Below are 12682 nucleotides of genomic sequence, written 5' to 3' on the forward strand. Positions count from 1 at the left end.
AAAAATATTGTTAATCCAAATTATATTTATTGAAGAAACATAATTCGATTATAGACCATCCAACACATAACCAGAGATTATCACAACCAATCGAATTTTCATTAGAAGTCAAGCTAGTGATCCTCATATCCTCAATCTATCGATCTTCGGAGGGTTGGATATGCGAATAGCGGTAATTGGTGGTGGCGTGATCGGCCTAACTACAGCCTATGCACTGGTGCGCAATGGGCATGAAGTCGACCTTATCGAGCAACGTGACAACGTTGCACTTGAAACCAGTTTTGCCAATGGAGGGCAACTAAGTTACCGGTACGTCGCTCCGTTGGCAGATTCTGGTGTGCCTTTTCAGGCGCTAGGCTGGATGCTTCGGAGTAGTTCCCCTCTGCGCTTTCGACCTAAATTCTGCCCAAAGCAGTGGCGCTGGTGCATGGCTTTTTTGCTTGCCTGCAGGCAATCGGTAAACAAACGCAACTCAGCTCATCTTCTGCGCTTGGCACTACTCAGTCAAAGGGTTTTGCGCAAATGGCGCGAACAAGATTGTTTGGATGGTTTTGCCTGGCGCGCCAACGGCAAGCTTGTGGTTTACCGTCACCGCAGTAGCTGGCGCAAAGCAAGTGATGCGCAATCAAGGGATGAATATCAAGTCCTAAGTCCGAACCAGTGCCTGGAGACTGAACCTGCGTTACGTCATTTGTACGCAAAGCTGCAAGGTGGAATTTATGCGCCTGGAGATGAGGTGGCAGACTGCCACCGTTTCTGCAAGCAGCTGCTTGACCGTCTTCGACTATCCAGTGGCTTCCATCTACATACCGGCAGGAAGGTGTCAACGCTGCAGTTGGATCGAAGTAAAGCCAAAGCATTATGTATGGGTATTGATGAGTTGGAGTTTGATCATGTCGTGATTGCTGCGGGAATTGGTAGCGTTTCGCTTTTGGATTCTCTTGGAATAAAAGTGCCTGTTTATCCGTTAAAAGGTTACAGCCTTAGCCTTTCACTGCAAGGTCGTGAGGGCGTGCCAGAAACTAACGTCACCGATTATGACAATAAGGTGGTGTATGCCCGTCTAGATGACCAATTGAGAGTAGCTGCCATGGTCGATATTGGTGGATGGGATTCTGGCATAAGTACAGGACGTGTTGCTGACCTCCGGAAGATTGCACAAAACAGCTTTCCGTATGCAGGGGATTTCCAGCATGCGGATGCTTGGGCAGGTATGCGACCAGCAACACCTGAAGGAACGCCGGTTCTAGGCGCATCTAGCATAGATAATCTTTGGCTGAACATTGGGCATGGCAGTCTTGGCTTCACACTCGCCTGTGGCAGTGCCGAGATAGTAAGCAGCTTAATTGAAGGGCGGTCGCCAACGATCAAGCTGGATGGACTTAGTCGTCAATAAAAATTTAAAAACAGTTAAAACTAACAAATGGAGCCTTTGATGAACATTGGTCGTATAAATAAATCACCCCGTCTCTCAGGAGCGGTAATTTACAACGGAACGATATTTTTTTCTGGACAGGTATCTACCAACCGTAAATTAGACATAAGAGGTCAAACCCTGGAAGTTTTATCAAAAATTGATGAACTACTTATGGCTTCGGGCTCTGACCGTAGCCGCCTATTAAGCGCTCAGATATGGCTAAAAGACATCGATCGAGATTTCACAGCGATGAATGATGTTTGGACTAACTGGTTGCCAGAAGGTGCTGCGCCGGCGAGAGCAACTGTCGAAGCGCGCCTGGCATCCAAAGATGTATTAGTAGAAATCATGGTAATCGCGGCCACAAGCGCTTGATCTTGTCCCTGCAAAAAGTTGCTAACCAGTCTCAGGGCAGTGTTGATCGCAATTGGAGTAATGATGCTTCTTTAAACTCACTGAGCCCGAAGGTGATCGCCTCCTCTACATACCTGTAGATTCAGCCGCCACCCTAAGTCTCAATTGGCGCTAATGAAAACGTCGAACATAAATAAAAACAAGGAATACACCGAAAATGCTGAACCTAAAAAAAGCCTTTGTCGCTCCTTTCTTCTTGACCACTACACTCCGTTAGCCAATCTGATTTGTCTGGCTTTGTGTTCATCTGCTTATCTGGAATAGCCTCCATCACCCAGTCCGTACTAACCTGAGCCCTCGTCACCGTTTGGCCACCGTTACTCGTTCACTTAAACTGGGTGCCAACGGATTTCCTTAGATAGAGAACATAAAATATTCTTTTAATATAAATTGCATAAAATTACGTCTGATTTTGCTTAGATTGGGCTGGATGGAAAGTTATCTTTATGAAGTGCTGGGAGTAGCAGGTTCAAATCCTACCGTCCCGACCAAACTCCCCTAACAAGACAGCCAATTTGGCTGCCTTTTTTGTGCCCGCTTGCCTGACCCGCCCAGCCTTCGCAGAGGCATCAAAAAAGCCGAAACCAGAATCTGGCTTCGGCTTTTCAGTGTTCGTCGCAAAAACTGCCTTCACTTCGCCGGTGCGTTCAGCACCTCCAGCACGTCTTCAAGCTCGGTGATCATCTGCCGGATCAGCTGCTTGTACTGGGAGGTATCGTCCTTCACCTCGTGACTGCTGAGCTTCTGCTTGGCACCGCCAATGGTGTAGCCCTGATCGTACAGCAGGCTGCGGATCTGACGGATGGTGATGACGTCTGCGCGCTGATAGTAGCGACGATTGCCCCGGCGCTTGACCGGCGACAGCTGGGGGAACTCCTGCTCCCAATACCGCAACACGTGGGCTTTGACCGCACACAGGTCGGCGACCTCACCGATGGTGAAGTAGCGTTTGCCCGGGATGGTGGGCAGTTCGTTGTTATGACTGGGTTCCAGCATAGGCTTCTACTTTTTGCTTTAGTTTTTGTCCGGGACGGAAGGTCACCACACGCCGGGCGCTGATGGGGATCTCTTCCCCAGTCTTCGGATTTCGGCCGGGCCGCTGCTTCTTGTCGCGCAGGTCAAAGTTGCCGAAGCCCGACAATTTGACCTGCTCGTTGTGACTGAGGGCGCCCCTGATTTCGTCGAAAAAGGCTTCTACCATTTCCTTTGCTTCGCGCTTGTTGAGGCCCAACTCCTCGTACAACCGCTCTGCCATTTCCGCTTTCGTCAAAGCCGCCATGTCTCTTAACTCCTCAGTGTTGCCCCCAACTCTTCTTTCAGGGCGTCGATCACGCCGTTGAAGAGTGTGTGAACCTCATCTTCATTCAACGTGCGTTCGGGGTGCTGCCAGAACAGGCTCAGAGCCAGGCTGCGGTTGCCTTCACCCAGACTCTCCCCTTCGTACACGTCAAATGCACGCAAGGCCGTCAGCCGCTCGCCAGCGTGCTTTCGGGCGACACGCTCGACGTCGGCAAACGCCACATCGCTCCCGATAATGATAGCCAAATCCCGGCGAACTTCCGGGAATTTCGAAATTTCTTTGAAATTAGGCACATAACCGGTAACGATTGAGTTCAAGAATAGCTCAAACATCAGGATCGTGCCATTAAGTTCCAGATTTTTCTGAACTTGTGGGTGCAATGTGCCCAGCCAGCCGACATGTTCGCCGTCGCGAAGCAGCTCGGCGGTCTGGCCCGGATGCAGGGCTGGATGCTGGCTGCCGACAAACTGGATCTCGACGCCCAGCAAGCGGAACAGGCTTTCCAATTCCCCTTTTACATCAAAGAAGTCGGCGGTTCTGCGACCGTTTGCCCAGTTTTCGGGGTACTGCCCTCCAACCACGACGCCCGCCAGCATTTGCTGCTGGTCGATGCGCTGGTCCGACTGCTCAAAGCGCAGACCGGTCTCGAACAGTCGAATGCGACCCTGCTGGCGATTCTGATTGTAGGCCACGGTTTTCAGCAGCCCGCTCCACAGGGTGGTGCGCATCACCGACAGATCGGATGAAATCGGGTTGGCCAGGGCAATGCCCTCACGCTCCGGGTCAATCAGCTGCTGGACCTTCGGGTCCACGAAGCTATAGGTCACCGCCTCCTGGTAGCCGTGACCGACAAAGAAGTTGCGAATGGCCGACACCGGGCGGGTCGCCTCGTCCTGCTGACGCAGGCCAAGGGAGCCAATGGGCTCGGTCACCGGCAGGTTGTTGTAGCCAAAGATGCGCCCGACTTCCTCGATCAGGTCCTCTTCGATGGCAATGTCCGGACGGAAGCTCGGCACGCTCACGCGCCAGCCGTCCTTCAGCAGTTTCTCGATGTGCAGGCCCAGACGGGTCAGAATCTCTTCCACCGTGGTGCGATCGATCTCCAGACCCAGCACGTCGTAAAGTCGCTGGGAGCGCAGGTCCACCAGGCGATCCTTGGGCAGATGCTCGTCGCTCACCACCTCGACAATTTCACCCGGCTCACCGCCGACTATGTCCAGCAGCAACTGGGTGGCACGCTCCATGGCCTGGCGCGCGAGCTTGTAGTCCACGCCGCGCTCGAACCGGTGCGAAGCGTCGGTGTGCAGGCCGTAGTGACGTGCCTTGCCGGCCAAGGTAATCGGATCGAAATAAGCGGACTCCAGCACCAGGTCACCGGTGTTGCCGCTGACCCCGGAATGCTCGCCACCCATGACGCCGGCAATGGCAATGGGCTTCTCATGGTCGGCGATGATCAGGGTCTGATCGGTTAGCTCCACTTCCTGGCCGTCGAGCAGCACCAGCTTTTCACCGGTTTCGGCCATGCGCACCACGATGCCACCCTGGATTTCGGAGCGGTCGAACGCGTGCATGGGCTGGCCCAACTCCAGCAGGACGTAGTTGGTAACATCCACGGCCGCGTCGATGGACCGGATGCCTGAGCGGCGCAGCTTTTCCTGCATCCACAACGGCGATTCCGCCTTGAGATTGACGTTGCGCAGAACGCGGCCCAGATACCGCGGGCAGCCCGCCGGCGCCTCGACGCGGATGTCCGGAACCTCGGAATGCACGGCATGCACCGCCGGAATTTCCGGCTCTTCCACCACCAGGCTGTTCAGCACGCCAACCTCGCGCGCGATGCCCTTGATAGACAGGCAGTCGGCGCGGTTCGGCGTCAGGTCGACGTCGATGGTCACGTCATTGAGCTTCAGGAATTCGGCAATGTCCTGCCCGACCGGGGCATCCGCCGGCAACTCCATCAGGCCGTCATGACTGTCGGACAGACCCAGCTCGGATTCGGAGCAGAGCATACCTTCGGAGGGCTGGCCACGAAGCTTGGCCTTCTTGATCTTGAAGTCGCCCGGCAGTACCGCACCCACCACGGCGAAGGGGACTTTCAGGCCGTCCCGAACGTTGGGCGCGCCACAGACCACCTGCACCGTCTGCTGGCCGTCACTGACCTGGCAGACCCGCAACTTGTCGGCGTCCGGGTGCGGCTCGACCGATTGCACTTGTCCGACGACCACGCCGGTAAACTGGCCGGCAACGGGTTCGAAGCCATCCACTTCCAGACCGGCCATGGTGATCTGGTCCATCAATTCCTGGGTTCCGATTGCCGGGTTAACCCACTCGCGCAGCCACTGTTCACTGAATTTCATGGTTTATGCCTTGTCCTGATGCGGTTTCGACTGGTGATTTGAATGCCGTAGACAACGTCGGATTAACGGAACTGGCGCAGGAAGCGCAAATCGTTCTCGAAAAACATCCGCAGATCGTTCACGCCGTAGCGCAGCATGGCCAGGCGCTCCACCCCCAGGCCAAACGCGAAACCACGGTACTCTTCGGCATCAATACCGCAATGCTCAAACACTTTGGGGTGGACCATGCCACAGCCCATCACTTCCAGCCATTTGATGCTGCCGTCCGCTTCCCGGCCCCACTCGATATCCACCTCGGCGGAAGGCTCGGTGAACGGAAAATACGACGGACGGAACCGCACTTTCAGATCCCGCTCGAAGAACACCCGAAGGAACTCCTCCACCGTGCTTTTCAGATCGGCAAAACTGACGTCTTTCTCGACCAACAGCCCCTCAACCTGGTGGAACATGGGGGTGTGGGTCATGTCGGAGTCGCAACGATAGACCCGGCCCGGGCAAATCATCCGGAACGGCGGCTTGTCGGTCTCCATGGTGCGGATCTGCACCGGCGAGGTGTGAGTGCGCAGCAGCGTGCCCGGATTGAAATAGAAGGTGTCGTGCATGGCACGCGCCGGGTGGTGACCGGGAATATTCAGGGCCTCGAAGTTGTGGTAATCGTCTTCGATTTCCGGGCCCTGCTCCACGGTGTAGCCAGCCCGGGCGAAGAACTGTTCAATGCGTTCGAGGGTGCGGGTCACCGGATGCAGGCCGCCCAGGTCCTGGCCCCGGCCCGGCAGGGTCACATCGATGGATTCGCTGGCCAGCTTCTGCTCAATGGCGGCGCGCTCGAGGTCGGCGCGGCGGGCGTTGATGGCCTGTTCGACCTGGCCCTTGGCCTCGTTGATTTTCTGGCCGGCCGCAGGGCGCTCTTCTGCCGACAGCTTGCCCAGGGTCTTTGCCTGCTGGGTGATCACACCTTTTTTACCGAGGTATTCGACACGAATTTGATCAAGCGCCTGCAGGCTGTCGGCCTTGTCCACCGCAGCCAGACCGTCCTGAACCAGTTGCTCCAGGTTTTCCATTGACCCTGCTCCAAACCAGAAATGGGAGTACGAAAACGAATTCTATAAACAAAAATAGGGGAAGAGCGTGCCCTTCCCCTATCAGTGGGCGTCTTCATGATGCCATGAGACGCCCGTATCGATCAGCAATCGATGAAGAGCTTAAGCGATCACAGGGACGCTTTGGCTTTCTCGACTACAGCGGCAAACGCCTGCTGCTCGTTCATGGCCAGGTCGGCCAGAACCTTACGATCGATTTCAACGTTTGCCTTCTTCAGGCCAGCGATCAGACGGCTGTAGGACAGACCGTTCGCGCGGGCACCCGCGTTGATACGGGCAATCCACAGCGCGCGGAACGCACGCTTGCGGTTACGACGGTCGCGGTAAGCGTACTGACCGGCCTTGATAACCGCCTGCTTGGCAACGCGGAATACACGGCTACGGGCACCGTAGTAACCTTTGGCCTGATTGAGAATCTTTTTGTGACGACGGCGTGCGACCACACCACGTTTTACACGAGCCATACTTTAATCCTTCTACCTTGATAAACCTGTTCCGGAATGATCAGCGTGCACTTAGCACGAGGTCATACGCTTGATGGAAGCCACATCAGACTTGGCGATCAGCTTGGTACCGCGGAGCTGACGCTTACGCTTAGGGCTCTTCTTGGTCAGGATATGACTGGTGAAGGACTGCTTGTGCTTGAAGCCAGTGGCGGTTTTCTTGAACCGTTTCGTGGCTCCACTTTTGGTTTTCATCTTAGGCATTTTTTAAAACTCCGCATTCTATTTTCAGTAAACGCATGTGTCCCTGAACGACAAATCCCCCGCAACCGCGGGGGACTGTGACCCGATCAGGTTCACTTCTTCTTGCGGGGCGCCACTACCATGGTCATCTGCCGGCCTTCCATTTTCGGCCGCATCTCTACCGTGGCCAGCTCCTCAACATCCGCCTCAATGCGGGCCATGAGCTTCATACCAATTTCTTGGTGTGCCATCTCACGGCCGCGGAAACGAATGGTGATCTTGCCGCGGTCCCCGTTCTCAAGGAAACGTACCAGGTTGCGTAGTTTGACCTGATAATCCCCTTCTTCAGTTCCTGGACGGAACTTCAGCTCTTTGACCTGCGTCTGCTTCTGCTTTTTCTTGGCAGCCGCCTTGGCCTTTTTCTCGTCGAAGATCTTCTTGCCGTAGTCCATTATCTTACAGACGATCGGATCGGAATCCGTAACCTGGACCAGGTCAAGAGATGCCTCTTCAGCGTGCTTCAGAGCATCCTCAATTGGTACTACCCCTACCTGATTGCCTTCTGCGTCAATCAGGCGGACTTCGGTTGCGTCAATATTCTCATTGATCGGCGCCTTTGGTGTGCGCCCACCCCGATTCGTTCGCTGTTTAATAATTAGATCTCCGTCTTGGTTCTGCCCTTGCGCTCGACTTCCTCAGCCAGCAGCTGTTCGAACGCTTCAAGCGATAAGGTTCCCAGGTCCTCGCCCTTGCGGGTGCGTACCGCCACCGCATTGTTCTCGATTTCCTTGTCGCCGACGACGACAAGATAGGGAACCTTGTTAAGAGTATGCTCGCGGATTTTAAAGCCGATCTTCTCGTTTCTCAAGTCAGCATTAACCCTATAGCCCAAAGAATCCAGCTTTTTGGCCAGATTCTGGCAATATTCCCGCTGGTTGTCGGTGATATTCAGCACCGCCACCTGGGTTGGCGCCAGCCAGGTCGGGAATGCGCCCTCGTACTCTTCGATCAGGATACCGATGAAGCGCTCGAACGAACCCAGCACTGCCCGGTGCAGCATGACCGGGGTCTTGCGCTCGGAGTTGTCCGCCACGTACTGGGCACCGAGACGACCCGGCATGGAGAAGTCCACCTGGATGGTGCCACACTGCCAGACCCGGCCAATGCAGTCCTTCAGGGAGAATTCGATCTTCGGACCGTAGAACGCGCCCTCACCCGGCAGCAGTTCCCAATCCACGCCCTCGCGATTGAGCGCCTCCTCCAGAGCGGCCTCCGACTTGTCCCAGACCTCGTCCGAGCCGACCCGCTTCTCGGGACGAGTGGACAGCTTGTACAGGATCTGATCGAAGCCGAAGTCCTTGTAGACTTCGTGCAGCAGGTCGATGAAACGAGACACCTCTTCCTGAATGGCGTCTTCTTCGCAGAAGATGTGGGCGTCGTCCTGGGTAAAGCCACGCACCCGCATCAGGCCGTGCAGTGCGCCGGAGGCCTCGTTCCGGTGACAGGAGCCGAACTCCGCCAGTCGCAGCGGCAGGTCCTTGTAACTCTTCAGACCCTGGTTGAACACCTGGATGTGGCACGGACAGTTCATCGGCTTGATAGCGAAGTCGTGCTTCTCCGACTCGGTGGTGAACATGTCGTCGTGGAACTTGTCCCAGTGCCCGGACTTCTCCCACAGGGTGCGCGAGACCACCTGCGGGGTCTTGATCTCCTGGTAGCCGTGGCGATGCAGGGTGTCGCGCATGTACTGCTCGATTTCCTGGTACACCGACCAGCCCGCCGGGTGCCAGAACACCATGCCCGGCGCTTCTTCCTGCATGTGGAACAGACCCAGCTTCTTGCCCACCTTGCGGTGATCGCGCTTCTCGGCCTCTTCCAGGCGATGCAGGTACGCCTTCAGATCTTTCTTGTTGCCCCAGGCGGTGCCATACACCCGCTGCAGCTGCTCGTTGCCGGTGTCGCCACGCCAGTAGGCACCCGCCACCTTGGTCAGCTTGAACGCCTTGAGCTTGCCGGTGCTGGGCACGTGCGGGCCACGACACAGGTCGATGAACTCGCCCTGACGGTAGAAGGACAGATCCTCATCACCGGGAATGTCCTCGATGATCCGGACCTTGTACTCCTCGCCCATCTCATCGAACAGCTTGACCGCCTCATCCCGCGACAGAACCGAACGGGAAACCGGAATGTCCTGCTTGGACAGCTCTTCCATGCGCTTCTCGATCCGCGCCAGGTCTTCGTTGGTAAACGGGCGGTCGAATTTGAAATCGTAATAGAAGCCATTGTCGATCACCGGGCCGATGGTGACCTGGGCCGAGGGAAACAGCTCTTTCACGGCCATGGCCAGCAGGTGCGCGGTGGAGTGACGGATGATGTCGACACCGTCCTCGTCACGATCGGTGATGATCGCCAGTTCGGCATCGTCTTCGATGCGATGACTGGTGTCGACCAGCTTGCCGTCAACGCGGCCCGCCAGGGCAGCCTTGGCCAGGCCGGCGCCGATGTCAGCGGCGACGTCATGTACGGTTACGGGTTCTGCAAAACTACGATGGCTGCCGTCCGGCAGGGTAACGACGGGCATGAATACACTCCAGTTGGTTGCTCAGCGGTGATCTATACCAGAGACCACGTGATAACGGGCGTCCACGACACAAACCGCGGGCCGATTCGACCGCGAGTCTAACAGAAAAAAACCCGGCAGGTTAATGCCGGGTTTTTACGGACCGAGGGCCGGTTACAGCCCGTCAGGCGGGTTGGGCGCTGGCGCGCTCCCGGGCCCGTCGTCGCAGCTGGCCAAAGGCCATGATGGCCAGCAGGATCAGGGCCGGGATGAACATCAGCTCTTTCGGCGGACGCTCCAACGGCACCTGCACCGCGTCGATGGTCCAGCCGAAGCTGATCCCGGCCTGCTCGGCAATGCTGCCAAAGTTCACGAAATCAACCACCATCTGCTCGCCCTGAGGCGACACTTCCAGGCCGGCCGCGGCCAGGCGCTGGGCCGGTGTCTCGGCCTCCGGCAATGGCAGGCGCAGGTACTTGGAGACCTCCTCGCCATCGATCGACATGCCAGAGGCCTGGATGATGATCGGATCGTCCGCAGGCACTTCCTCAACGTACTGCAACACCTCGGCACCCGGCCGGTTTTCCGTGGGCGGGTACACCATGTCCCACCAGAAACCGGGACGGAACAGGGTGAAGGTGATCAGCAGCAACAGCACGGTTTCCCACCAACGGGTTTTGGTGAACCAGAAGCCCTGGGTCGCGGCCGAGAACACCAGCATGGCCGTGACCGCACTGAAGATGGTGACCAGCAGATCGATCCACCCGGTCAGCCCGATCAACAGCAGCTGGGTGTTGAAGATGAACATGAACGGCAGGATCGCGGTCCGGATGTCGTAGGTGAAGCCCTGCACACCCGTTCGTATAGGATCGGCCCCGGATATGGCGGCCGCAGCGTAGGCCGCCAACCCCACCGGCGGCGTGTCGTCCGCCAGGATGCCGAAGTAGAACACGAACAGGTGCACGGCAATCAGCGGCACCAACAGGCCATTGGCAGCCCCGAGGGTGACGATAACCGGCGCCATAAGGGTCGACACCACGATGTAATTCGCGGTGGTCGGCAGCCCCATGCCCAGGATCAAGCTGATAATGGCGGTGAAGATCAGCATCAGCAGCAGGTTGCCGCCGGAGATGAACTCCACGAACTGGGTCATGACCAGGCCGATGCCGGTCAGGGTCACGGTCCCGACCACAATGCCGGCGGTCGCGGTGGCCACACCAATACCCACCATGTTGCGGGCGCCGGTAACCAGGGAATGGGCCAGATCAACCATGCCCTGCTTGAACTGATGCCCGTAGTGGCCCTGCTTGTGGAAGAAGGCCTTCAGCGGCCCCTGGGTAACCACGATGAAGATCATGAACACGGTGGCCCAGAACGCCGACAGCTGCGGCGAGAACCGCTCCACGGTCAGACACCAGACCAGCACCACCACCGGCAACAGGAAGTACAACCCGGTCTTGACCGTGGGACCGACCGGAGGCAGCTCGTCCATCGACGTTTCGGGGTCGTCCTCCTCCAGCGCCGGGAACCGGGTGGCGTAGGCCACCAGACCGACGTACACCGCCACCAGCAGCGGCGTCAGGACCCAGAGCGCGGCGGCGCCGAGCCAGGCCTTCATCCAGCCAATGCCGTAGTAGACCACCAGGGTCAGCACGATCAGCCCCAGCAGGATCACCACCCAGTTGAGCATGCGCTGGGCCAGCGTCGGGCGGTCCAGGCGCTCGATGCCCTTCATGTTCAGCTTGCAGGCTTCCAGGTGCACGATGTAGATCAGCGCCACGTAGGAAATCATCGCCGGCAGAATGGCGTGTTTGATGACCTCCAGGTAGGAGATGCCCACGTACTCCACCATCAGGAAAGCGGCCGCGCCCATGATCGGCGGCGTCAGCTGGCCATTGGTGGAGGCCGCCACTTCAACCGCACCGGCCTTGGTCGCCGGGAAGCCGACCCGCTTCATGAGCGGGATGGTAAAGGTACCGGTGGTCACCACGTTGGCAATGGAGGAACCGGAGATCACGCCACTCAGGCCACTGGACACCACGGCGGCCTTGGCCGGCCCGCCACGCATGTGACCGAGCAGCGCATAGGCCACCTTGATGAAGTAGTTACCGGCACCAGCCCGCTCCAGCAGTGCGCCGAAGAGCACGAACAGGAACACGAAACTGGTGGAAACCCCGAGGGCCACCCCGAACACGCCTTCGGTGCCCAGCCACTGGTGCGAAGCCAGTTTGCTGAGGCTGGCGCCCTTGTGGGAAATGACGTCCGGCATGTAGGGGCCGGCCAGGGAATAGACGATGAACACCCCGGCCACGATGGTCAGGGGCAGACCGAGCGAGCGACGGGTGGCCTCCAGGAGCAGGACCAGACCGCCCAGTGCAACGACCATGTCCTGGGTGTTAGGGGCACCGGGTCGGGTCGCAAGCTGATCGTAGAATATGTACAGATAGGAGGCTGCGAAGGCGGCCGCCAAGGCGAGAATCCAGTCGTACACAGGCACGTGATTGGCGTGCCTGCCCCGAATCATCGGGAAAGCCGCGAAGGCCAGGAACGCTGCAAAAGCCAGGTGAATGGATCTCGATTCGGTGGAATTGAAGACACCGAACTCAAAAATATAGGGAAGCGGAGACGCTATCCAGAGCTGGAAAAGAGACCAGAGCAAAGGAACGACAAACAGGATTACCGCTGCTGCGCCTGTGGTGGCCCTGCCACCGGATTCGGTCTGAAGAAACTCTTCGACTTTCTGCTTGTCGATGTCGTTCCCGGCTCTCGGGTCGCTATTGGTCATAGCTGAGTCCTGTCACAGGAAAACGGGAGGGTCAAAACCGGCCGCGGGCACCAGCGCCCGCGG

The 12682-nt window shown here is 57.4% G+C and carries 11 protein-coding genes; 2 read left to right on the forward strand and 9 right to left on the reverse strand.

Annotation, left to right across the window (positions count from 1 at the left end; all coding sequences use genetic code 11):
- The first annotated feature begins 160 nt into the window (after window positions 1-160).
- Together U5822_RS00565 and U5822_RS00570 are read left to right on the forward strand one after the other, a co-directional pair.
- The gene (locus U5822_RS00565; RefSeq protein ID WP_322853682.1) at window positions 161-1396 is read left to right on the forward strand and encodes a D-amino acid dehydrogenase; all 1236 of its coding nucleotides are present in this window, start codon (window positions 161-163) and stop codon (window positions 1394-1396) included.
- A gap of 39 nt (window positions 1397-1435) precedes the next feature.
- Window positions 1436-1792, forward strand: coding sequence for a RidA family protein (locus U5822_RS00570; RefSeq protein ID WP_322853683.1), 357 nt, complete (start codon window positions 1436-1438; stop codon window positions 1790-1792).
- 669 nt (window positions 1793-2461) lie between these two features.
- On the opposite strand, the gene U5822_RS00575 is transcribed toward U5822_RS00570, so the two are convergent.
- From U5822_RS00575 to U5822_RS00615, 9 genes are all read right to left on the reverse strand, one after another.
- Window positions 2462-2827: a MerR family transcriptional regulator gene (locus U5822_RS00575; RefSeq protein WP_322853684.1), complete on the reverse strand. Its 366-nt coding sequence runs from the start codon at window positions 2825-2827 to the stop codon at window positions 2462-2464.
- Window positions 2808-3110 carry an integration host factor subunit alpha gene (ihfA, locus tag U5822_RS00580; RefSeq protein ID WP_007151838.1) on the reverse strand — a complete coding sequence of 101 codons (303 nt, stop codon included), beginning with the start codon at window positions 3108-3110 and terminating at the stop codon, window positions 2808-2810. Before ihfA ends, U5822_RS00575 begins: the two co-directional genes overlap by 20 nt.
- 5 nt (window positions 3111-3115) lie before the next feature.
- Window positions 3116-5488: a phenylalanine--tRNA ligase subunit beta gene (pheT, locus tag U5822_RS00585; protein WP_322853685.1), complete on the reverse strand. Its 2373-nt coding sequence runs from the start codon at window positions 5486-5488 to the stop codon at window positions 3116-3118.
- Between the two features lie 62 nt (window positions 5489-5550).
- Complete coding sequence (pheS, locus tag U5822_RS00590) at window positions 5551-6549, reverse strand: phenylalanine--tRNA ligase subunit alpha (RefSeq protein ID WP_322853686.1); 999 nt, start codon at window positions 6547-6549, stop codon at window positions 5551-5553.
- 149 nt (window positions 6550-6698) lie between these two features.
- Window positions 6699-7052: a 50S ribosomal protein L20 gene (rplT, locus tag U5822_RS00595; protein WP_008170485.1), complete on the reverse strand. Its 354-nt coding sequence runs from the start codon at window positions 7050-7052 to the stop codon at window positions 6699-6701.
- A 51-nt stretch (window positions 7053-7103) separates the two neighbouring features.
- Window positions 7104-7295, reverse strand: a complete 192-nt coding sequence (gene rpmI, locus U5822_RS00600) for a 50S ribosomal protein L35 (protein ID WP_322853687.1) — start codon at window positions 7293-7295, stop codon at window positions 7104-7106.
- 92 nt (window positions 7296-7387) lie between these two features.
- On the reverse strand, window positions 7388-7927 hold the full coding sequence (gene infC / locus U5822_RS00605) for a translation initiation factor IF-3 (RefSeq protein WP_322854189.1): 540 nt from the start codon (window positions 7925-7927) through the stop codon (window positions 7388-7390).
- Window positions 7928-7929: 2 nt separating this feature from the next.
- A complete protein-coding gene (thrS, locus tag U5822_RS00610; RefSeq protein WP_322853688.1) occupies window positions 7930-9855 on the reverse strand; it encodes a threonine--tRNA ligase in 1926 nt (641 codons plus the stop codon).
- 163 nt (window positions 9856-10018) lie between these two features.
- Window positions 10019-12619 carry a TRAP transporter permease gene (locus tag U5822_RS00615; protein ID WP_322853689.1) on the reverse strand — a complete coding sequence of 867 codons (2601 nt, stop codon included), beginning with the start codon at window positions 12617-12619 and terminating at the stop codon, window positions 10019-10021.
- Window positions 12620-12682: the final 63 nt, after the last annotated feature.

It is taken from the genome of Marinobacter qingdaonensis (assembly GCF_034555935.1).
In the GTDB taxonomy this organism is placed as follows: Bacteria; Pseudomonadota; Gammaproteobacteria; order Pseudomonadales; family Oleiphilaceae; genus Marinobacter; species Marinobacter qingdaonensis.